The sequence below is a fragment of the Desulfosediminicola flagellatus genome (genome assembly GCF_005116655.2).
Lineage (GTDB): Bacteria > Desulfobacterota > Desulfobulbia > Desulfobulbales > Desulfocapsaceae > Desulfopila > Desulfopila flagellata.
Genome location: NZ_CP050698.1, coordinates 2,158,732 through 2,182,188, shown reverse-complemented (window position 1 = coordinate 2,182,188; position 23,457 = coordinate 2,158,732). Strand labels below are relative to the sequence as shown.

Sequence of the window (23,457 nt, the reverse complement as noted above, 5' to 3'; positions counted from 1 at the left end):
CTAATAATCATATACGGCAAACAAACAAGAAAGCCATTACAGAAGGAGAATTTTTTTCAGTTCTAAATGCAACGCAAAGAAAAAATAGTTAAAGTCTGCATTTCAGGGGAGAAGTAGAAATAGAAGAAGTCCATGAACCAGAATGACTGGATCATACACCTTTGGCACAACCAAAGAAAAAATGTAACCACTTACAGTGGTAATCGACTTGGTTTTCTAAACCTCTGTATTTTTAACTGCTTGCAGGGTGCCGAAGATTTTCGCAAGCAGGTTGGTGAAGCGTATATGTCATACGTAAACCAGACTGATCGCGGAAAGATTTGGTGCCCTGTGAGCAGTTACGAAAAAATGTGCTATACTAATTGTCATTCACCGGAATCGTCAATTCGTTTCATACCCTCCATGATCAAGCCCATAAAACCTCCGATGACGTTCTTTTGTCGCTGCGCAACAGATAAACCCTGAGTAAATTTGAAGCGACCTCTTTTGACACCAAGGCATTTAAAAAAGGCCTCTTTACCTTTTTCATTCTGAAATTCGGCATGAATCAACTCACCTTCATCAAACATTAACAGGGCTCGAATCTCATCATGTTCGATTTTAAGACTACCCGTCTTCTGGTTTGAGTTGATCATTTGACACAACTCAACAATTGGTATATCAGCTATCTGACCAACCATTCCAGAAGCAAGTTCTTCTGCCCGCTGAAGGTTTATGGCTGTGATGCGATTGACGAGCAGTTTGTAAAAGAAAACCTGCAACGCAGGAAAACGCGTCAGGATATGTCTGAAATCTTTTTGATTCATCACCGCCATCCGTGACGGTTCTGAAGCGATAATTGTCGTTGTTACAGGGTCACCTGACAGAAGACTCATTTCACCGAAAACATCACCATGCCTCAGTTCAGCTAATGTAATTCCCTGGTCATCTAAGACCTCTACTTTACCCTCCATAACAATGTAGAGATTAACACCAGGATCTCCTTTCTGAACAATAGGGAATCCCCACGGGTAATCATTGAGTTTGAGTAAAGTTGCCAGGTCAAGCAGGTCGTCATCTTTAAGAGGTTCAAATATCTCAATCGTACGCAGCAGTCCCGCGAATCTGGCTACATTTTTTATCTTCTCTTTTCTTTCAGATGCAGCGAGTAGCTTCATCTGCAGTGTTTCAAAGCCTTTCTCTTTTTTGAATTCAAAACGGATCAATCCGGTACATCCACCGCAATCGAATTTAGTTTTCTTCCTCTCACCATCCTGTACCCACTCATACGACTCATCTTCTGAGGCTACACGTACAAGAACGTCCGCAAGAGTCATGCACGTAGGTTTGGCTACAGGCAGAGTCAAAATTCCTTCATGGATTTTAAGCTCTTCTCCAACATTATAGAGAGGACAGTGATTGTCTTCAGTTATGATGAATATACCGTTTCTAAAACGCATTACCTTCCTGCTCAGTCAGATCTTCCAAATAATATATAGATTACGAGGCCTAACGCCGCAGCACCTCCGAAGACAACTGGTAGAATTTTTTCCATTTGGAGTTCGTTATTTACAATAAGCGAGCCCATATAATCAGTGCCTGAAGCCCACCAGACAAACCCTAAAACTGCAATAAGAACAATATCCTTAAAGCTTTTCTTAAAAAGAAGGTATCCGATCGCGGCCACAAACGGCACCATAAACCACGGATTTGTAAAAAGGCCGGCATAGTCGACACCAACCACCTGTTCATGGAGGTGAGTCGATTCATAAAAATCTGATATTGCAGTAAAAATACTCATTGTAATTGATAGCAGAATAAATTGTTAAAAATTTCGTTTTTCCTTCCCAAGAGTCAGAATCCGTATAATTCCGCATGCTTGATAAAGATGCTTCCTTGTGGTGCACTACGTGTAGTGCTATACCATAACACCAATTTTCATGACAATCTATTGCCACTTAGCTGTTTTCTCATCTATTAATGAAAAATGTATAATAAAATTGAATTATAATCAATCGAAGCCAACATTTAAAAAACACAAGCCTAACCTTTTCGCTGAAAAAATATCACGAGATACCTATCCTTGTAAGCGAAATTGACAGGCTTTACTTTTACTGTTCACCATCAAGCCCAAACTCTCCGATTATTCGTTATCCTATATATTCTGAATCTCATTTCTAAAGATTGATACATCCTTTTTATGGTAGATCGCAGTTGAAATCATTACCGATACGTATAGTTGCCGTCCGAAAACTATTTAATGTCTTACTTGTAAGCCATATATGACTGCGGTATAGTCTGCTCTTTCTCACTTACTCAAAAATTTAGTCAACAGCTTTATTTTGCAACAATAATTATGACCACGAGCAACGATGAAAAACATTAAAAACAACCCCATGTATTTCTATCTGATGATTCTTACCATCTGTGCGTCGTCAGGATTACATGTATGGAGAACGCTATTTGATAATTTTGCCATTCATGCTATCGGTCTTGATGGACATCATATCGGCATTCTTCAGTCAATTCGTGAGATCCCTGGATTTCTCAGTCTGCTTGTAGTCTATATCTTGCTTTTTATCCGTGAACATAAACTTTCTGCCCTGGCAGTGCTCATTCTTGGATTAGGTGTTGCACTTACTGGATACCTGCCAAGTTTTTCAGGAATCATCTTCACTACACTGATAATGAGTTTTGGCTTTCATTACTTTGAAACAACAAACCAGTCTCTCACCTTGCAGCATTTCGATAAAATTCAGGCTCCACTTGTATTTGGCAGACTTCGAGCGCTCGCTTCCGGTAGTTGTATAGTCATAAGCGGCTTAATGCTGCTAATCTCCCCAATCTTGAGCTATAAACAACTCTACATAGTATTTGGCGGAATTATTATGATTGTAGCGGGCTGGAGCCTTACCCGTAACCCTGCAAAAAAGGACACTGTGCCTCAGCATAAAAAAATGATCTTGAGAAAGAAGTATTGGCTTTACTATGCCCTCACCTTTATGGCTGGAGCAAGACGCCAGATATTCATTGCTTTTGCGGTATTTCTGCTGGTAAAAAAATTCGACTATTCCGTCCAACAGATAGCACTGCTTTTTCTCATTAACAATGCTGTGAATTATTTTCTCGCACCATTTATAGGAAAATGCATTAATCGATTCGGAGAACGCAAAGTGCTGTCTCTTGAATATGGCTCACTTATTGTAATATTTATTGCATACGCACTTGTTGATAATAAATTAATTGCAGCCTTTCTCTATATTGCCGATCACATATTTTTCAATTTTTCGATCGCCATACGAACGTTTTTTCAAAAAATAGCTGATCCTGCAGATATCGCACCAAGCATGGCTGTAGGCTTTACCATTAACCACATTGCAGCTGTCGTTTTACCAGCGATTGGCGGCTTACTCTGGCTCGTGGATTATAGAATTCCATTTATTGCGGGTGCTGTTCTCAGTGCAGTTTCTCTCTTTCTGGTTCAGATCATATCTTCCCAAATAGCCCTGCACGGTACTGAATAATTTGATTATGTTTCCTCCGTCTATCTAAATACAGGAAAAACGTACCAGGAGGCTGTCCGACAATGGCCTTTCGAAGTCTACGCTATCTGCCCAAACTCTTCGGAATTTTCAAAAAATAATGCTCGCAGATAAGCGAATGAAATGAGACTTCGATATCATCTCTATGGCTGTGCTTATTTTTTGAAAATGTCTCGATTTTAACCAAAATTCCTAATCTCGGACAGCCTCCCAGTGCTCTGTAAATATTTAAATGTCGCAAAGATTGTTCTGCAATTTTAGTGCACTGCGAGGCACGAATGAGGGAGCATAGCAGCGATATGTGACTGAAGGAGTAACGAAGTCAGGAAGTGAAAAGGGCGAGTAGAATTAGGCATATGAAGCATGATAAGACACTAACCTAAATAATCGAATTTCTACTCTTGCTAAATCACATGGCTTACTTACTATGTAACCATATGAACTCATAACACAATTAAGGCGCTTTATGTCCCCTACTTACCCGGAAAAATCAAATATAGTTCTTATTGGTATGCCAGGCTCAGGTAAAAGCACGATCGGCATCATTCTTGCCAAACTGACAGCCAAGAATTTTATTGATACTGACGTTTTGATACAACTTGAAGAAAATCGAACTCTTCAGGATATCGTTGACACTGATGGCCATATGGAGCTTCGAAAAATAGAAGAACGTGTATTACTCGGAGTAAATCATAGAGACCATATTATCGCTACCGGCGGCAGTGCCGCTTATAGTGATAAAGCGATGCGGCATCTTCAAAAAAACGGTCTTATAATTTTTCTGAATGCTGATCTCACATGCCTGCGTTCACGAATTCGGAATTATGATACCCGCGGTCTTGCCAAACGCCCGGATCAAAGCTTTCAGGATCTCTTCGATGAACGATTTGAACTCTATAACCGGTATAGTGATATTTCAGTTGACTGCTCTAAACGTACTCAGGAAGAGGTCTGTGAAGAGATAGTACGAACAATTTCGACGTTAACATCATCAGATCTACCCGGATAGCTTATGCGTCACGCTTCACCACAACATGAGAATCTTCACCCTAAAATGAAAAATGAATTGAAAACCATCAGAGCGATGATTTCAATTTATTGCACAGCACATCATCATTCTCCCCAATCGTTATGCAATGAGTGTGAGCAGTTATACGATTATGCCACGAAAAGACTGATGAGATGTCCATTTCAGGCCGACAAGCCGACATGTGGCAATTGTACTATTCATTGCTATAAACACGAAATGCGTGACAAGATAAAGAACATTATGCGATACGCTGGTCCACGTATGATTTATCGTCATCCGATTTTGGCTATTTACCACCTGCTCGATAGTAAAAAGAAAATTCCAATCGTAAAATCGAAAAAATAACAGATCAACACAGAAGAAATCGACATCGTCAACTGACAATAGTGAGATACCCTATGAGAATTCTGATTTCAGGAGCCACAGGGCTGGTCGGAAGTGCCCTGGTAGAATCATTACACTCTAAAGGCCACACCATCCGCTGCCTTCAGAGAAATAAGAAACCCGGCAGTACGTCTATCTGGAAGACGGACGATTTGTTCCCGTCTCTCGATAGTAATGAGCCCTTTGATACCGTTATCCACCTTGCTGGAGAGAATGTAGCTGACGGTCGCTGGTCTAATTCCAGGAAAAGACGAATAATGAGCAGTCGGGTTGATGGCACTCGGGAACTCGTTGAATACCTCTCCACTCTGCCTCAGCCACCCAAAACATTTATCAGTGCATCGGCAATAGGCTACTATGGAGATCGCGGCAATGAGTTGCTCACAGAACAGAGCGGTCAAGGGTTTGGCTTTCTAAAAGATGTTTGTAAATGCTGGGAGGCAGAGGCAAAGAAAGCCTCACAATCAGGTGCCAGAGTTGTCCTTCTTCGATTTGGCATGGTGCTCAGTCCCAAAGGAGGAGCACTGGCAAAGATGCTTCCACCATTCAAAGCTGGTGTTGGCGGAACGATTGGTAAAGGGAAACAGTTCATGAGTTGGATCAGCATCAGAGACCTTGTCGAGATTGTTGATTTTGCTATAAACACAGAGTCAATCAACGGTCCTGTTAACGTGGTGTCTCCTACCCCGTTAACCAATAAAGAGTTTACCCAAACTCTTGCTGATGTTTTAAAAAAACCTGCACGATTACCAGTTCCACCTTTCGCTCTTCGTCTGCTTTTTGGGGAAATGGCAAATGAAATGCTCTTAGCAAGCAGCAGGGTAATACCGGAGAAATTGCTTAAATCAGGGTATACTTTTCGAGACAAAGATTTAAAAAACACGCTTGAATACTGTGTATACAGTTAAGATGTGATAACTACACAGCCGAGCCTTGAGGTTCAACCGTTGCTTCAGGATTTTCAGGATTTTCAGGATTTTCAGGATTTTCTGGAGCAGGAGTGTCAGGTGAGTCTTCCCACTCGCCCTCACCTCCCCATAATATTGCAGCACATTTCAGCAGATTCTTCGAAACCATTCGGGTATATGAGCTGTCATTCATTAAAGACGAAGCCATTCTATCGCTGATTTTTCCATCTCGTAACAATACACTCAATCTCTTTGCTGCTATCACGTCGAGATTCCTGTTTTTTGCTTTTGATTCTGTAATATGGTGTAATAGTTCCCTGCTTCCCGGCTGTTCACGGACCCTTTCAATGACTCTCAAAACTGCTGCAAGATTTTCCCGCAAAAAATTATATTCGCCTTTTATTGCCATGTTATCACCGGCCATATAACGGTTGATATTTTTCTGTAATTCACGGATATCTTTTATTGCTTCAACGATTTCACGACTGGCAAGTTTAATCTTATAAACATGTTTTCTCTGTGCTTTTTCCATATATGGTTCTGCAAGAACAGCGTGCTGAAGGATTGTACTGTATAATCGTTTGATTCGTGTTTCATATATTTCATTCACGTCTACATCGCTACTGCTCACCTGCTTAACCGCCCCCCTGAAATCTTTTTCAGAAAAAACATCTTCCTTTTTCATTCTCAGAGCTTTCACAATGGTGTGCTTGGCGATATCGTACAAATGCATTGTTTCTTTTGAAAGAGCTACAATTGCAGGTCCTGCTGTCTTAATTACCTCATGATCAAGATAGATAGGTTTGCCACGTCTTTCACCCTTAAATACAAAAAGAGTGTCTAGAAATTTCACTAATCGCTGGATAAACGGAGTTACGATAATGACGCCGATAACATTAAACAGGGTGTGAAATAACGAGAGTTTTAAAGCGATTTCTTCGTCACCAATACCAAATAATCCTGCTAAAATATCAACGATATCCTGCAATACATAAATAAATACTATTGCAAACAATGCAGTTATTGCATTGAAAATAAAATGAGCAACAGCAAGACGTTTGCCGTTAGCGTTGGAAGTTAGTGCCCCGAGAACAGCTGTAACCGTTGTACCCAGGTTCGCACCGATAGCAAGTGAGATGGAATTCATATAATCAATCTGACCAGTTGCCACGGCGGTAATGATCAGGGCCATTGTAGCACTACTCGATTGGATTATTATCGTTGCCACAGCTCCGACCAGCACATAAATCGCAATTCCCGCAACTCCGGACACAGCAAAATCAGCCAGATCGATACCACTCTTTAAGGTTTCAAAACCATCTTTCATAAAGGAAATGCCAAGAAAGATAAATCCAAGGCCTAGCAGAATGTTCCCTGTACCCTTAAACCTTTTGTCCTTGAAGAAAGTAAATAGCACTCCAAAAACAAGCATTGGCATAGCATAGGCGGAAATATTTATTTTCATGCCAAATGCTGCGACAATCCAGGCAGTGGCTGTGGTGCCTATATTCGCACCAAAAATAATTCCAATTGCCTGCGATAAACTAATCAGCTCTGCAGTAACAAAAGAGATGGCGATAACACTGGTAAGCGAAGAACTTTGCACTACTGCAGTTGCAATAAATCCACTGAAAATCGACTTTGCAACAGTATCAGTTGTTTTGCGTAGAATCTTAGAGAGAATTCCACCGGTAAATAGCCGAAACCCGTCTTCCATGAACAGCATGCCAACAATAAAAATCGCAACTCCTGACGCAATCGCAGAAAAGTCACCGCTAGCGATGAGTGCATAGCCAAGAAATAACAGAACAGGCAGGATCAACACATTCTTCATAGAGATGACCTCACTTCCATCCACGGTCAAGGGGGCAAGTTACACCATAATACTGACAGAGAGGATTCGCCTTCTCACCTACATTTCATAGTAGCTTTTTGATTACAAACTCAACGCTATGATTTCATATTGAAATAATGTTCATCTCAAATAACAGAGTTTTTTTCGTTCTCTTCAAAAGCTAACAATAAATCCGCCCTAATCCCTTACGGATAGTAAAGTATATCACCAATTATTCAGTTTCTGGTAAGACTATCTCTCTTTCCAGATATCCTGTAACCAGCATCATTGATATAGACATAAAAAAACCGGGATAAAGAATCTGTAAAAGATTCTTTATCCCGGTTGAGTAAAGCATGTAACAGTACATATCAGCCCAAGCTGATTAAATGTGTGTTTCGGTCACTATTTTCCGGTAATGAGGGCAACTGCTTCTTCGTAGCGAGCCTTTGTCTTATCGGTAATTTCCTTGGGCAACTCGGGTGCCGGAGGCGTCTTATCCCAATCAAGTGAAGACAGATAATCCCGAAGATACTGCTTGTCATAACTTGCCTGACTTTGCCCAGGTTTATACTGATCCTCAGGCCAGAAACGTGAAGAATCCGGGGTCAACACTTCATCAATAAGAATCAGCCGACCTTCATACTCACCAAGTTCGAACTTGGTATCAGCAATGATGATACCGCGTTCACGTGCGTAATCTGCAGCTTTCTGATAGAGCTTGATGCTGATTTCCGCAATCTCCTTAGCTCGCTCTTCACCGACAATTTTCTTCATCTGCTCAAGTGAGATATTCTCATCATGATCGCCGAGTTCAGCTTTAGTTGACGGTGTAAATAACGGTTCAGGAAACTTATCAGATTCTTTTAAACCCTCAGGAAGTTCAAACCCGCAAACAGTAGTATTCTTTTGATACGCCTTCCAGAAAGAACCCGAAATGTAACCACGAACAATACATTCAATGGTCAACGGTTCAGTCTTTTTCACAAGCATAGAGCGTCCACGCAATTGCGCCGCGTAGGGCTTGCAAGCTTCAGGATACTCGTCTACATCAGCGGTAATAAGATGGTTCTCAACGATATCACCCAGAAGATCAAACCAAAACAGAGACAGGCTGGTGAGCACTGCACCCTTTCCTGCGATCGGGCTGTCCATGACCACGTCATAAGCAGAAATACGGTCGGTGGCAACCATCAACAACTTATCGTCATGCCCGGGTATGCTATACATATCACGTACTTTCCCACGGTGCACAAGGGTAAGCTCAGGGAAATCTGTTCGTACAATTGCTTCTGTCATTCTCTCCTACTCCTCAAAAGACGTTATAAAAAAACACGTTAACCAATTCTCGAATTACTATCTCCCACAATAAGAAAATACAATCCGAAAAAAAACACTAATTAGATAGTTTGGCGATTGGCGTATATCTCGTACATACAGGATTGTCATACGACAATAATGTGGATGTTATTGAGCCAATAGCTAGATTTGACGTAATCTTAACAGGAACGCGGCACTCGTCGTTGGTATACCAGATAGTGGTATCTCCACGTTTATCGTAAAGACCCTTAAACTTGAGAATTGGAGACACCTCTACAGTATCTACCGATCCAAGCACCGTCTTTTTGAAATGATCTCTTCCTAGAATTTTGACTTCAACTTCTACCCGCCGTTTATCAGCAAATGTCGGTATTAAAAATGAATTCCCAATCTGAAAATCCATTAACCGACTACCAAAAAATGAGCTGAACTCATTATGTACAGGTCCGCCGACTTCGTATTCTATAGGATCACTTTCATTTTTCTGATACTGCACCTGGCCCACGATCTGGTCATAACTAATCTGCTTATGTGCTTCATAGCTGTGCCCTTCTTTTTGCCACACTTCATAAAAGTAAGGTAGTCGTTCCTTTCCTTTAACGCGGGTAACGTGGACGTCCCGAACGGGGTATATACTGTTGAAAAAGGTATCCTCGGTACTTACCAACGCGTAGATCTCATAGTCATCGGTGGTACCTGGTATGCGTCGAATCTCCAGATGAAGTTCGCCGAGTGTGATTCCGCCGGTATATGATACTTCGTATTTGAATTTTTCTGTCCCTGCATAGGCGATTGGTACAAGCGACTGATCAATTATCCCATATGGAATATCTCTCTCAGCAGAATCCGCGTTGTCTTCTTCTGCACTATTTGCAAGAACTGCTGATGGCAGTAATAACGCAAAACAACATGCAGCTATCAACAAACGATCATACATATCAACCCCCATTCGTAATAAGTGCCAACCAGGTGGCAAAAAACAACGCGACGCTGATGAATCCATTCATTGAGAAAAATGATACATGTATCCGGGACAGATCTTCAGGATTTACCAATTTGTGCTGGTACAATAATGCACCGGCAGTCAGAATAATACCTATAAAATAAAATACATTTAACTGAGCATATAAACCGGTAAGCGTAAAAAAGGCAAATGCAAGTATATGAAACAGACCTGCAAGGCGAAAAGCACGTTTTTTACCAATACGTGATGGTAGCGAATGCAAACCGATTTTTCTATCAAAATCAGCATCAAGACATGCGTAAATAGTATCAAACCCTGCCACCCAGAATAACACTCCTAAAGAGAGTACCCAAGGATATCCGACAAGAGACCCTTTAACTGCAACCCAACCGCCAAGGGGAGAGAAAGCAAGAGCTACCCCAAGAACCAAATGACATAAGGCTGTGAATCGTTTTGTATAAGAATAGAATAATGTGAGAAAAAGCGCAACTGGAGACAAAGCGAGGGTAAGCGGGTTAAGACTGTAGCAAGCAAAGAAAAAAATCAGTCCGGCGAAAACAACCATTGCCGAGGCCTCAACCATGCTCACTTCACCTGCCGGAATTGCTCTGGCTTCTGTTCGCGGATTGGCTCCATCAAACTTTCGATCTACAATCCTGTTAAAACCCATAGCACAGGTTCGTGCACCTGCCATTGCTAGAATAATCCAGAGAAAAACTTTCCAGTCAGGCAGGCCGCGTCCGGCAAGAAAAGCGCCTGTAAATGCAAACGGCATAGCAAAGATGGTCAGCTTAAACTTGATCATCTCTAATAAAATTCCAATTTTCTTTAACATAAATTCGGATCTCCCCAACGTTTTCTGTCAGGTATTTCTAAGTCCAGTTGGTCAGCTAGCCGCCAGGAAAAGGTCTGAACTGCGTCATCAAGACTTTTGGGATTCATATAAAAGCCCGGCATCGGTGGACAAATAACCGCCCCTGCGTCATGTACCTTAAGCATGTTCTGCAAATGGTTACGATTATACGGAGTTTCCCGTACCGCCAAAACCAGTTTGCGTCGTTCCTTTAACATTACATCGGCAGCCCGGTGTATCAAGTTAATGGATAACCCTCCTGCGATTGCTCCGAGAGTCCCCATTGTACATGGCAGAATAACCATTCCATCATAATGACTCGAACCTGAAGCAGGCGCTGCAGCAAAATTTTTTTCATCAAACCAATTACTGACAACGGGAAGATCTTCGGGTGCGACCTGCTGCTCCATCTGCAAAACCTTTCGGCCTGAATCTGAACAAATTCCATGAACAGTCACATCCAGTTTTTGTAGTTCCTCAAGAAATGAGCGCACAAAAAGCATTCCGCTGGCACCGGTAATGGCGAGCAGCAGCTTTCTGGGTGTTGTATTCTTTAGATTTGCCATTATCACATATCTCCATCACGTAAGCTTTGCAGCCAGAATTGATCATGTGTTAACTCGTTCCCATCCGAAAACTACCACCTGGCTCAATATCAACTACATGTCTGCTGTAAAATCAAACACACAGCTCAAATCCTTGAATCACCTGTCAACTATTCGAATGTATACTAACTAAAATGAATGTATCTTCAAGGGTAATGCAGATTCAGGTACGTCCCCTCTTTCGATGAGATAACCGAAAAATTGCTCAAGCGCTTCGATCTTTTTATTACCCAGATCGAACTCTATACCTTTGAGATATTCCATGCACGTGTCAACTTCCATGGGAATGCGTGGTGCAGCAATAGTACAGATATCTCTTAAACGTGAATTTCCTTCTTCTCTGCACTCCCGAAGACGGGTATGGACTTTTTCCAGCAATTCAGGGCTCTTTTCACAAAAATCCTGTCGCACTGCACAGACAGCAAAGACAAACGGTAAACCTGTGTGCTGCTTCCAGACTTCACCTAGATCCAACTGACATGTAAAACCGCCTTCAGCGGCAAGCCTCAATGCGTCATCCCCAATGGCAAGTAGTGCTTCACATTTCAAGAGAAGATCACCATCCAGTTCACCAGAAACATACTCAGGTTGAACACCATGAAATTTCTCAAGTACAACCTTGGTGAGAGCTACAGATGTGTCAGACTGGCTACTTAGCAAAACAAGCTTACCATCAAGATCCTTTACAGGGATTTTCGAAAAAAGAAAAACAGAACCAACAGCTCCATTAGCACTGATAGAAAGATCAGGTAATATCTTATACTGCTCAGGATGAGCAGCATATTCAAAACAGGATACAAAGCCAAGATCCAGCTCGCCAACTGCAAGCATCCTGTTCAAGGTTGAAGGTGGCGCCTCTTCTACATGCCAACCATCAACAGGGCCACGCCGTTTCCATGGTTCATAGATTGGCGCGGTATTAATATAATTCACCATGCCAATTCTAACGGCACAGTTTTCAGTATTTTCACTCATCGTATTCTCAACATCGAATTCAATAAAATCAGCCACACATTCTTAACACAAGAGTGGCTGATGCTAACTCTCAAAGAACTACACATGTAACTGCTCGGAATATTGCGTTTTATTTCTCTACAAGAGAGTAGTCCATTCGACGTTGCATTGGTGTAAAACCTGCGTCAGTAACCAGCCGGCGAATCTCCTGCTCTGAAAGCCTGAAACTCACACCTGCTGCTGCCACCACATTTTCTTCAATCATGGTACTGCCAAAATCGTTTGCTCCGAAATAGAGCGATAATTGTGCTATCTTTGGTCCCTGAGTAACCCAGGAAGCTTGAACACTGCTGAAATTATCCAAATATACCCTCGAAAGTGCCAGCATTTTAAGATATCCATCCGCACCAACCTTAGTGATATTATCAAGCACTGTGTTATCAGGCTGAAACGTCCAGGGAATAAATGCTGTAAATCCGCCAGTGCGATCCTGCAACTCACGTAGTCTTCTTAGATGCTCAAGTCTTTCTTCTGGAGTTTCCACATGACCAAACATCATCGTCGCCGTGGTTCGCAACCCCTGATTGTGCGCCTCTTCCATAACAGCTATCCATTCATCGGCAGAGCACTTTCGAGGTGCAGTCAGCTGTCGAACTCTGTCATTAAGAATTTCCGCACCACCGCCCGGGATAGAATCAAGACCTGCATCTATCAATCGTCTGAGTACTTCGGGCATAGAGAGTTTAGAGATCTCTGCAAAATGACACACTTCAGGAGGAGAAAAGCCGTGAACGTGAATCCCCGTGCTTTTCATAAAACGCAGCATATCTTCGTAATATTCAAGCGGAAGATCTGGATGCAGACCGCCCTGCAATAAAATTTGTGTTCCACCAAGCTCCTGGGTCTCACGAATTTTATCTGCGAGCTCCTGTTGTGACAACAGATAGCCGCTCTTATCTTCCGGTGCCTTAAAGAAAGCACAAAACTTACACGCGGAGATACAAATATCAGTGTAGTTTATATTTCTGTCAATCACATAGGTGACGTGTTTTTCTGGATGAAGACGCTGGCGTACCGAATTTGCCAGAAAACCAAGCTGATGAATATCCGCTTCTTTTTCGAGCAGTAGAAATTCATCATCAGTTATGCGTGTCCCAGCTTCAACTTTGGCGATAATTGTCTCTATACGATCAGTACTCATATGTATTATTTCTACTCCTGATCGTGGGCGTTAATGACATTATAGAGGGTGCCCCTTTCAATAGGTTGACGCCCTGCTTCGCGTATCAATTTAACAAGGGTGTTGCTTCCGATAGCCTGCTCAGTGTCAGCACCCGCCATATGCGTGATAATTTCTTCTTTAACAGTGCCATCCATATCGTCAGCACCAAAAGAGAGTGCGATCTGAGCAAGTTTCGGCCCGATCATTACCCAGTACGCTTTAATATGGGGGAAATTATCCAAAAACAATCGTGCTACTGCAACATTTTTCAGATCATCAATACCTGTTGTGCGGGAGAGGCTCGACATTTCTGTGTTTTGAGGATGAAAAGCCAGAGGAATGAAAGCAAGAAAACCTCCAGTCTCATCTTGTGCATCGCGTAAGGCTTTAAGATGCTCAACACGCTCTTCTATGGTTTCAATATGACCGTAGAGCATGGTAGCATTGGTATTTAGTCCCTGTTTGTGAGCAATTTTGGCAATCTCAATCCAGTCCCTACCCGGCAATTTATCCGCACAGGTCAACTCACGAATACGTGTACTGAAAACCTCAGCTCCACCGCCAGGTATAGAACCAAGGCCCGCTTCTTTCAAGATCTCAAGTGTCTCGGCCACAGGTTTATCGGCAAGTTTAGCCAAATGTGCAATTTCAACACAGGTAAATGCCTGAATATGAATTTCAGGTTTAACCTCTTTTATTCCGCGCAGTATATCCAGGTAATATTCAAAAGGAAGGTCCGGATGAATACCGCCAACCATGTGAACTTCAGTAATCGGCTCATCAAGCCGGTCACGTACCTTCTGCTTAACCTCTTCAACAGACATCTCATATGCCTTGTCTGCACCCTTTTCCTTACCGAAAGCGCAGAATTTACAAAGGTTTGTGCAAATATTGGAATAATTAATATGCTGGTTGTAAATATAGTAGGTTTTATCACCGTTAAGGCGATTTCTCACCATATTGGCCATATAACCAAGAGCGAGGATATCCGGGCTATTGTAGAGTTGAATACCATCTTCAACTGAAAGCCTTTCACCAGCCTCAACCTTATCCAGAATATTCCCCAGTCCTGCTTGTTCTATGTATTTTCTCATGGCAAAAAAAAAAGCCGGGGAAGATGTACTCCCGGCTTAAATCTGAATTTTTTGAAATTATCAGTCAATGAAAAATTTCAATTTATCTCTTCGACTTGAGTGGCGTAACCTATTCAGCGCTTTCTTTTCGATCTGACGAATTCGCTCACGGGATACGTTAAAGCGTTTTCCAATCTCTTCAAGAGTGTATTCTGCTTTTTCACCAATACCAAATCTGAGACGAATAATTTTTTCTTCACGTTCACTTAGGGTAGACAGAATTTCTTCAACCCTTCCGGAAAGTTCTCTATTCTGAACCGCATCGTATGGCGATTGTGATTCTTGATTTTCAAGAAAATCACCGAGGGTAGAGTCATCATCACCAACAGGAGTTTCAAGAGAAATCGGTTCTCTTGACGCCTCAAGGATGGAGAGAATCTTGTCCATTGGCAAACTTGTTGCCTTGGATATCTCGAGAGGTGTAGGCTCACGACCCAACTCTTTATATAACGCGTAGAACGCCTTAAAGAATTGACTACGCAGTTCAAGAAAGTGAACCGGTAGACGAATGGTTCGTGTTTTATCAAGAATTGCACGGGTTATTGCCTGACGAATCCACCAACTCGCATATGTAGAAAACTTATTACCTTTGGTGTAATCGAAACGGAAAACAGCACGCATCAGACCGAGGTTACCCTCCTGGATAAGATCGGCAAGAGTAAGCCCCTGATGCATATATCGTTTGGCAATTGAAACGACCAGCCTGAGGTTTGCCCTGATCATTGTGTCTTTAGCGACTTCGATAGATCTGCTGTATGCTTCAATTTTTGCCTGAAGCTCAAACAACTCTCTAACATCAGTATATTTCTGGGCAGCGCTGGTAACACTGTAACGCATCAGATTAAGCTGTTGTTTCTTCGGCTTAAGCGTAGGGTCTCGCTTCTCCCAAAGATCAATCCTCTCCCGCATCAATGCGAGTTCCTTTACACCGGATTTCTCTTCGCGAACAGCCTCGATGATACTCTCAAAGCCTTGCCTGATTGTCTTACTGTACTTTGCCTCTTCCTCAGGAGTCAGCAGGTCAAAGCGTCCCATCTCACGGAGATAGGTAGTTGTAGTTTCCTCAGCTTCATGAGATTCGTCATCGGAGATATTTGCGGTCATGGCCAACTCGTCCGCATTATCATCGGGATCCAGGCCGTCTTTCTTTTTCCAGACCTCTCCGGATAACGTCCGTTTTTCACCGGATTTCTCTTCAGTAACGATTTCAATATCGTGAGCACCGAGAAAATTAAAGATCTTTTCTATGGCAGTGGGATCTTTGATTTCATCAGGTAATAACTCATTAAGATCATTAAAACTGATACAACCTTCAGACTTACCGGCTTTTAGCAGATTTTCTTTGATTTCAGACAGCACAGGGCTACCACTCCATTAACTTGAATTTGAAAGACAGATTACAGTACACTGAGTATATGAGGATAGGTCACATCAGTTATATGATGTTCATGCACCTATTGCTGGGATGACTGGATTCATAACAAAAAAAAAGCCAGCAAAAAAAAGGCTTTCGCTAGCGTAAAAATTTTAAGAATGCATATATAACGTATCCCCCGAATAAATGCAATCCTTAAAACAGATCTCGATTTGAGTGATATTCCAGTCAATAACAAGCATAGGGTTCCCCACAGACCTTATGTAATGAAAAACATGCAGTAACCTGCAAGTGGTCAATAGTTCAGATACACATTATAGCATTCATCTGCTATGAAACAAGGTCAGCTATTACGAATTTTTCATAACACATTCGGATGTATGCGGGTAATCCCATAGAATGACAATTGTATTTACAACCAGAAACCAAAAGCTGCCGAGCATATGAAAACCATTCTAACAGAAAAAAGACGTAGTGGGATCCTCGCCCACATCTCTTCTCTCCCCTCACCTTATGGTATTGGAGACATAGGTACAGCTGGCATAGATTTCCTTCATGTACTAGCTGAGAGCGGCCAGAGTTGCTGGCAGTTCCTTCCTCTTAATCCAACAAATTCTCTCTTTGACAATTCACCCTACATGAGCACGTCAGCTTTTGCTGGCTCCCCTCTCCTGGTCTCACCCGATCTATTGTTCAACGACGGCCTGATCCAAAAGTCAGACCTGGAGAATCCACCAGATTTTTCCCCGTATTTTACTGATTATTCTTTGGTAGTCACCTACAAAAGTGGACTTCTCAAGAAAGCGTTTGCCACGTTTTCAGCAAACCCGCCACACGACTTGGCAGAATTCAAGCGGAGTCACTCCTGGCTTGGTGATTATGCAATATTTATGGCCCTGAAAGATCACCACAACAATGATCCGTGGTTTGAGTGGCCTGAAGATATCGCAGCAAGAACTCCAGATGCAATACAACGATACGGAGAATTACTTAAAGTAAGTATCGAATATTATACCTTTGAACAGTTCATTTTTTATTCACAGTGGCAACGACTTAGACAAAAGGCAACTGAACTCGACATCCTCCTGTTTGGTGATATCCCCATCTACGTTGGTCTCGACAGTGTAGACGTATGGGCTCATCAGGATATATTTGAACTTGATCCCAACACAGGTAAACCCACATTAGTATCAGGAGTGCCGCCTGACTATTTCAGCGAAACAGGACAGCGATGGGGAAACCCGCTTTACCGCTGGAACTCTAAATCTTCAGAGGTAGAGAAAAATCTCGAAGATTGGTGGGTGGAACGTTTCTCAGTTGTCTTTGAACTTGTCGATATTGCGCGAATAGATCATTTCAGAGCCTTTGAGTCGTTCTGGGCTATCCCTGCAGAGAATGAGACCGCGATAGACGGTGAGTGGTTAAAGGGCCCTGGCTCACAATTTTTCGATAAAATAGAAAAACGTCTCGGCACACTTGAAATCGTAGCAGAAGACCTGGGTATCATAACGCCAGAGGTCATCGAACTTCGTGATAAACTCAAGTTTCCTGGAATGAAAGTACTGCAATTTGCTTTTGATGGAGATAGCTCCAACGCTTTTCTTCCTCACAATTTTGAGACCACACATTGCATTGTATATACAGGTACCCATGACAATGATACAACCGTTGGCTGGTTCCTGAGTGACAGACTGGATGACCATCAAAGAAGTTTGGTGAAACAGTTGGCCAACAAAACCCTTCACGACAGCTTCGGAATCCATAACGACCTCATCTACCTTGCAATGTCATCCACGAGTATTATGGCCATTTTTCCACTACAGGATATTTTAGGATTCGGCAATGATTGTAAAATGAACAGCCCGGGAGTTCCTGAAGGAAACTGGAAATGGCGATGCGCACCTGAGTTTCTTACTCATGACCTGAAGGCGCATTTGAAACATAGAACACTACTTTTTGGCAGATATAAAGAGGGTCGCTAAGTGGTGAAACCGCTCTTTTAAACACTGTTCAAAAATGAAGCAGTGCAAAATAAAAGAGGTATTCAAAACTTTTTTTACAACTTAATATTGACAGCCTCAAACTGTTTATGTATAAACGTCTCACCAATTGGCCCCATCGTCTAGTGGCCTAGGACTCCGGCCTCTCACGCCGGCAACGGGGGTTCGAGTCCCCCTGGGGTCACCAATTGATATTTAAGCCGTTCCAGTTTCACAGCGGCTTTTCACTGATAGAGATGAGATCTAATCAGTTCCAACAAAATGTTGACAAGGTCGCATCTGTTGGGTATAAAAATCGCACCAAATGGCCCCATCGTCTAGTGGCCTAGGACTCCGGCCTCTCACGCCGGCAACAGGGGTTCGAGTCCCCTTGGGGTCACCATTTGACAGCGTAAGCCACTCAGTTCTACTGGGTGGCTTTTTTTTATATCTTTTTTGCCTCTGTTTACCTACAGCAAAGAATCATTCATTCACTGCCCAAGCGTTCAGACCATCCGCTCAAAACTGCTTTTAATATCCTCAATCAGGTCGTCTGTTTCTTCAAGCCCGACATTCAAGCGTATAGTGTATTTTTCAGATTCAGTCGGAACTCCAATACGGGAATACTTGCCCGCAGTCACCAAACTCATAAACCCGCCCCAGCTGAAGCCTATTCCAAACATTTCGAGACTATTTACGAAATCTGCGATGACCTCCTGAGGATAATCGACTGCGAAGCTGAAGGCGAAAAGACCTGACGACCCGCTAAAATCTCTTTTCCATATCTGATGCTGAGGATGAGATGTCAGCGCCGGATGTATTACACTTCCTACAAGAGGCTGTTCCTCCAGCCACCGTGCTACTGTAAGCGCAGATTTCTCGTGCTGGCGTAATCGCACAGCCAAAGTCTTTAGCCCACGAAGTGCAAGATAACACTCCTGAGACGGGGCAAAGAGTTCCATTGTTGTGTAATAATCGAGAAATTCTTCTGACCACTTTTCATTGATAGTAGCAGAGCCCAACAATACATCCGAATGACCCGAGATATATTTCGTTACAGAATGAATGATTACATCCACCCCAAGATTAAAGGGGTTAAGAAACAACGGTGTCGCCCAGGTATTGTCAAGGACTGTAATGATACCCTTAGGGGCAGTAATCGCTGTGATTGCTGGTATATCCTGTATTTCAAACGTATTCGAACCTGGAGACTCCATAAAAACAAGACGGGTATTGGGTTTAATCCAGTGAACAATATCAGCCCCGATGCTTGCAGGCAGAAAATCAACCTCAATAGCATATTTCGATAGAATTTTTTTACAGAAAGTAGCAGTTGGTCCATACACATTCTCACAAAGAAGTATATGGTCACCACTTCGTGTAAACGCCTGCAACACACTCGTTATAGCAGATATGCCTGACTGAAATGCTCGCGTAACTGCACCGCCTTCCAACTGACTGAGGTGCTCCTCGAATGCTCTTTGGGTCGGCAGCCGATCCGTGCCATATGCAATCCCCTCATATTGGCCTGACGCAATCTCAACAATATCTTCAAAACTGTCAAATAGTACCGTTGATCCGTTATATACTGGTGGATTTATTGTTCTCACCCCCTGCCACTCTGTACTGCGCCCGGCACAACAACGCTTTTCAGTGTCTCTCTTTTTCATCTGAACCATATACCCTTAACAAAAACAGGCGGATGTCAGAAAAAACATCCGCCCAAGTAAAAACCATCAAATTCGTATGTATTTAATTAGTTTGCATCCGAAAACGGTGCTTTTCGCCTAACTCTGGGTTGCTCTTAATATTTTATCCTCAGAATACCAGGCTACAATGAACTCATTAGATTACCCACGAGACAAAGAAAGATAATGCACTGTGATTACATACACATATCGATCACTCATCACAAAGAGTTTATTTGCAATTTATCACGTTAATCTAAAGCGTTTTAGCAATTTCCTCACAAAAAGCAGCAAATATCAGCCATAAAGGCAATACCAGAAATCCGGGACCTTCATTAAAAAAGGCTTTTATCAATTGAACTCTATTATGAAGAATGTAGGTGAGGAAGAAACTTAACCCTTTATTCCCTGTTGAAATAATCACCCACACATAGATTGAAACATGAAAACCTATGAGAAATATTGCCACCGATATAAGTCTCAATGGATTTAAAAAAACGTTATACTCAGCCCAAAATGCTTCTGTCATAATTTCCTGTTTGGTTTCCATCCGAAAAGTCGGTAATTTAGTAAATATCGAGGCCTCCGAAAAAAATTCGGCATGCATATAGCTAATATTCTGAGAATAACGTTATTAGCATAACGCTGATATCGACTGAACAGACAGGTTTTGGACGGGAACTAATTAAATGCCTTTATAAAAAGCAGCTCCTCTGTATCACCATCAAGTTCACCGCTAAGATGCAATCCGTATCTTTCCTGAAACGCCAATATTGCTGCAAGCGTCCTTCGGCCTCTGAATCCATCAACCGGGCCGGGATCAATTCCCAGATAAATAAGAGCAGCCTGCGCTGCACGCAAGGTTATATCAGGGAGATTCACTGAATACTTAGCATATGCTGCCGCCAACCGGGTATCATACTCATTCTTTTTATACTCTCTGCCGTTATAGCCTCTGGCGAAAGCGCCCCAGTTTTTCCTTTGCAACGCAGCAGCGAGATTATTGTTTTCGATGAATTTAGCCATAGCCATTAATTGAGCATTTTCATCAGCCACCATCTGGAGAACCATCTCACTCACAGAGCCAAATCCTGAAATAGCGTAATTAAACCCCATTACCTGACCGATCCCCCAGGAGCAACTCTTGAGTGCCGCATCAACATCTAATGCCATGGCCTTCTCAAGCCTGGTGTATTCATCAGAACCGCTTAAATACCCACCGGGAAACTCGCTGCTTATGTCAGCATTGCCCTCATCAAATTTACCACTGGTCAATCTATGGAAGATATGACGTTCAAACAATATCTGAGGACGACGATCTTCAAAAAATCCAAACCCTCGCGTTTCGACAGTGAGAACCGCCCAAATCTCGGCATCGTGAACACAGAGAGTTGCACACACCCTGTCCAACCCCTTATCTCTTAATGGTATTCCATTCCCTTTAAAATTCATCGCAATCTCCATGCTTGAAAGAATGTATCAAAAAAACAAATGACCATCAAACTAGATAAAAGGTTCCTAAAATATATCTGTATCAGACTATCGCTGTTCGTGAAACTTCGAGCAGCCCATATGCAATAAACGAGTACACTGACAAAGCAAACATCCAGACCGCCATGAGGCTTAGCCATCTACTACTAATTATAGTCCTGTTTTGTCCGCAAAGAATAACAAGCATACCGAGGATAGGAAACAAATACCTGCCCTGGGGTTGAAAATCAGAGGCCCATGAATGATAAAGTGAAACAGCTATCAAAGCTAATGCAAGACTAAGAGCAGCTCCGGCACACAACATATTCAACGGCTCTCCTCTTGCAAATATAACCCCGAAAAAATAGACAAACAATATAACAGCCGACCACCTGATTATATTGTAAAGCATCTCTGAAGCAGATATCTGCATATATCCATAAACGCCGAATGCGGACCGGAACGTTTTTTCAAACCACCTGTGCTGCATAACTACACTTTTTAGCGGAACTCCACGTGATTTCATGTAGAGATTTGAATGTTGCTGGTCAAGGCTGGCTTTCGGGCTGTACTGATAATTGGCATGATCCGCCCTGGCCTCAGTTAGCAGTAATTGCCTACCAGGGCCGTTGACACTATAATCAGCAATTTTTTTGCCCCCAGCCAGCACCAGGCCTATAGCAATAAGCACAGCTGCCCGCCTTAAAAATATCATTTTGGCATCGCGCCCCGACAGGCGCAGGAAGGACAAAGCAGCAACAAAGGTAAAAAACACCGTGAACGGCAGGTAGTTGTTTTTTAAAAGTGCCATCGTCCCCAGAAGCAACCCGACAGCTGCTCCCCGCAACATCCAACTCGGTCGAACCAAACCGGCTAAAAAGCTGTTAAACCTACTGTTGGGCAACAGTAGTTGGCATGCAGAAAAAAACATAATTGCCACCGCGAATCCATCAGAGTTACAGTAGCTGAACAGGTACCATATCTGGGGTGAAATCAGCAAAGGCAATGCCATTATTCGTGCTGCTGCAACATGGGTAGTATACAGCACCACACATAGCAGCAATGCCACATTAAACATTCGGCATGAAGTATAATTGTTAAAGAAAAACGGCTCCATAACCTTTGCAAACTTCCCAGCCACCAGGTAATAAATCTCCTTTCCATGAAGCCTGGATACTCCGTAAGGGCTATAACTACCTTCTATTCCCTCATCATCAATAGCCGGCGGCAGCCAATGATTCTTGTAATATTCTACTGCAGCAACATGGACAAATTCATCCGGATGCGCATTCTGTTTACTTATGATTGCCATAGTTGCAGCTAACACCAGAGCAACCGCAAGACAAATTGGGACAAAACTGTAATCAGGAGCAAAACGTGCTGAGACAAAATATATCAGGAAAACTATCATTATCAGGACCAGCATTCTCAATACTTCTTCCAGAAGCCCAAACGATTTTTTTTCCTTAAAGCGCACATCCACTACAAAACCGGGATCACCACCGCTTGATTTCACGATCATACCTTCATCGTCCATTTCACTTTCAGCAATATGCGCATATGGTTTCATTGTGCTGAATGTGCTTTCTGAATTGAAATCTATGGGTTTGAACCCCTTTTGTGAGATTCTGAGTGACTCCAGTTTAACCTGACCTGTATATTCATGTGTATCAATCCTCAACTGAGCAACATCTCGCAAATCTGTTAAGTAGAAATGATATTGAGTCGTACCTGGCTTAACCCGTATCTTGCCCACACGCTTTTCTGAGAATTGTTGATTTTCAGCAGCCCAATATATTTTAAACCATGTTTTTTGCTCCGTACTGATCTCGAGATCAACTCGTGCCCGACCTAACATCAGCACGTAATATAGAACACATACAACTACGCCTATAAACATCGCAAATTTCCAACTCACAGGATAGCTTGACCATTCTCGCATAAATAAGGCACCAGGTTGAATATCACTTTTATGGAGCGGATAATTACTTCTGCAATTGCTTCTAAAGCGTGTGCTTGAATAAAAAATCACTAACTGCTGGTTACACGTTTACCAAAACCCGTATTTTCCAACATGCTCCTGCAATCTAATTGCTCGTGTTTTTCACCATCATCAGGCAAAACCATCAAATCATTTTCTGATAATCCAGACGTACTACCTAACTCATAACTGAATCATATTCAATAGTTTTTAGATATTCAATGATACTATGACAT

The 23,457-nt window shown here is 42.4% G+C and carries 20 protein-coding genes and 2 tRNA genes; 7 read left to right on the top strand and 15 right to left on the bottom strand.

The features are described 5' to 3' along the window. Positions 1-365 precede the first annotated feature (365 nt). Together FCL46_RS09070 and FCL46_RS09065 are read right to left on the bottom strand one after the other, a co-directional pair. Complete coding sequence (locus tag FCL46_RS09070) at positions 366-1,439, bottom strand: DUF4388 domain-containing protein (protein ID WP_136806164.1); 1,074 nt, start codon at positions 1,437-1,439, stop codon at positions 366-368. A gap of 11 nt (positions 1,440-1,450) precedes the next feature. Further along, positions 1,451-1,780, bottom strand: coding sequence for a hypothetical protein (locus FCL46_RS09065; protein ID WP_136806163.1), 330 nt, complete (start codon positions 1,778-1,780; stop codon positions 1,451-1,453). Positions 1,781-2,351: 571 nt separating this feature from the next. On the opposite strand from FCL46_RS09065, the gene FCL46_RS09060 reads away from it, so the two are divergent. From FCL46_RS09060 to FCL46_RS09045, 4 genes are all read left to right on the top strand, one after another. After that, positions 2,352-3,503, top strand: a complete 1,152-nt coding sequence (locus FCL46_RS09060) for an MFS transporter (RefSeq protein ID WP_136806162.1) — start codon at positions 2,352-2,354, stop codon at positions 3,501-3,503. A 484-nt stretch (positions 3,504-3,987) separates the two neighbouring features. Beyond that, entirely contained in the window at positions 3,988-4,530 is a 543-nt protein-coding gene (locus FCL46_RS09055; protein WP_136806161.1) for a shikimate kinase, read from the top strand. A 3-nt stretch (positions 4,531-4,533) separates the two neighbouring features. Next, complete coding sequence (locus FCL46_RS28770; RefSeq protein WP_136806160.1) at positions 4,534-4,896, top strand: nitrous oxide-stimulated promoter family protein; 363 nt, start codon at positions 4,534-4,536, stop codon at positions 4,894-4,896. A 53-nt stretch (positions 4,897-4,949) separates the two neighbouring features. Then, entirely contained in the window at positions 4,950-5,843 is an 894-nt protein-coding gene (locus tag FCL46_RS09045; protein WP_136806159.1) for a TIGR01777 family oxidoreductase, read from the top strand. 10 nt (positions 5,844-5,853) lie between these two features. On the opposite strand, the gene FCL46_RS09040 is transcribed toward FCL46_RS09045, so the two are convergent. From FCL46_RS09040 to FCL46_RS09000, 9 genes are all read right to left on the bottom strand, one after another. Then, positions 5,854-7,677 carry a Na/Pi cotransporter family protein gene (locus FCL46_RS09040; RefSeq protein WP_136806158.1) on the bottom strand — a complete coding sequence of 608 codons (1,824 nt, stop codon included), beginning with the start codon at positions 7,675-7,677 and terminating at the stop codon, positions 5,854-5,856. A 405-nt stretch (positions 7,678-8,082) separates the two neighbouring features. Next, complete coding sequence (locus tag FCL46_RS09035; RefSeq protein WP_136806157.1) at positions 8,083-8,976, bottom strand: phosphoribosylaminoimidazolesuccinocarboxamide synthase; 894 nt, start codon at positions 8,974-8,976, stop codon at positions 8,083-8,085. Positions 8,977-9,073: 97 nt separating this feature from the next. After that, entirely contained in the window at positions 9,074-9,934 is an 861-nt protein-coding gene (locus tag FCL46_RS09030) for a DUF3108 domain-containing protein (protein WP_167505789.1), read from the bottom strand. Position 9,935: 1 nt separating this feature from the next. Continuing rightward, on the bottom strand, positions 9,936-10,796 hold the full coding sequence (locus FCL46_RS09025; RefSeq protein ID WP_136806155.1) for a UbiA-like polyprenyltransferase: 861 nt from the start codon (positions 10,794-10,796) through the stop codon (positions 9,936-9,938). Continuing rightward, positions 10,790-11,380, bottom strand: a complete 591-nt coding sequence (locus FCL46_RS09020) for a UbiX family flavin prenyltransferase (RefSeq protein ID WP_136806154.1) — start codon at positions 11,378-11,380, stop codon at positions 10,790-10,792. Before FCL46_RS09020 ends, FCL46_RS09025 begins: the two co-directional genes overlap by 7 nt. 168 nt (positions 11,381-11,548) lie before the next feature. Beyond that, entirely contained in the window at positions 11,549-12,394 is an 846-nt protein-coding gene (locus tag FCL46_RS09015) for a menaquinone biosynthetic enzyme MqnA/MqnD family protein (protein WP_136806153.1), read from the bottom strand. A 109-nt stretch (positions 12,395-12,503) separates the two neighbouring features. Beyond that, the gene (gene mqnC / locus FCL46_RS09010) at positions 12,504-13,574 is read right to left on the bottom strand and encodes a cyclic dehypoxanthinyl futalosine synthase (protein ID WP_136806152.1); all 1,071 of its coding nucleotides are present in this window, start codon (positions 13,572-13,574) and stop codon (positions 12,504-12,506) included. Between the two features lie 11 nt (positions 13,575-13,585). Further along, on the bottom strand, positions 13,586-14,689 hold the full coding sequence (mqnE, locus tag FCL46_RS09005; RefSeq protein ID WP_136806151.1) for an aminofutalosine synthase MqnE: 1,104 nt from the start codon (positions 14,687-14,689) through the stop codon (positions 13,586-13,588). Positions 14,690-14,749: 60 nt separating this feature from the next. Beyond that, positions 14,750-16,087, bottom strand: a complete 1,338-nt coding sequence (locus tag FCL46_RS09000) for a sigma-70 family RNA polymerase sigma factor (RefSeq protein ID WP_136806150.1) — start codon at positions 16,085-16,087, stop codon at positions 14,750-14,752. Positions 16,088-16,546: 459 nt separating this feature from the next. Between FCL46_RS09000 and malQ the strand changes: the two genes are divergently transcribed. The 3 genes from malQ (at position 16,547) to FCL46_RS08985 (ending at position 18,485) form a co-directional block, all read left to right on the top strand. Next, positions 16,547-18,085 carry a 4-alpha-glucanotransferase gene (gene malQ, locus FCL46_RS08995; RefSeq protein WP_136806149.1) on the top strand — a complete coding sequence of 513 codons (1,539 nt, stop codon included), beginning with the start codon at positions 16,547-16,549 and terminating at the stop codon, positions 18,083-18,085. A 129-nt stretch (positions 18,086-18,214) separates the two neighbouring features. Further along, positions 18,215-18,290, top strand: a tRNA-Glu gene (locus FCL46_RS08990). 119 nt (positions 18,291-18,409) lie between these two features. Beyond that, a tRNA-Glu gene (locus FCL46_RS08985) sits at positions 18,410-18,485 on the top strand. A 103-nt stretch (positions 18,486-18,588) separates the two neighbouring features. Here the strand turns inward: FCL46_RS08985 and metC are convergent. From metC to FCL46_RS08965, 4 genes are all read right to left on the bottom strand, one after another. Next, the gene (gene metC, locus FCL46_RS08980) at positions 18,589-19,752 is read right to left on the bottom strand and encodes a cystathionine beta-lyase (RefSeq protein WP_136806148.1); all 1,164 of its coding nucleotides are present in this window, start codon (positions 19,750-19,752) and stop codon (positions 18,589-18,591) included. 274 nt (positions 19,753-20,026) lie between these two features. Next, positions 20,027-20,299, bottom strand: a complete 273-nt coding sequence (locus tag FCL46_RS08975) for a hypothetical protein (RefSeq protein WP_136806147.1) — start codon at positions 20,297-20,299, stop codon at positions 20,027-20,029. Positions 20,300-20,451: 152 nt separating this feature from the next. Continuing rightward, entirely contained in the window at positions 20,452-21,222 is a 771-nt protein-coding gene (locus tag FCL46_RS08970; RefSeq protein WP_167505788.1) for an N-acetylmuramidase domain-containing protein, read from the bottom strand. A gap of 82 nt (positions 21,223-21,304) precedes the next feature. Next, the gene (locus tag FCL46_RS08965) at positions 21,305-23,182 is read right to left on the bottom strand and encodes an FUSC family protein (protein ID WP_136806145.1); all 1,878 of its coding nucleotides are present in this window, start codon (positions 23,180-23,182) and stop codon (positions 21,305-21,307) included. Between the last annotated feature and the right edge of the window lie 275 nt (positions 23,183-23,457).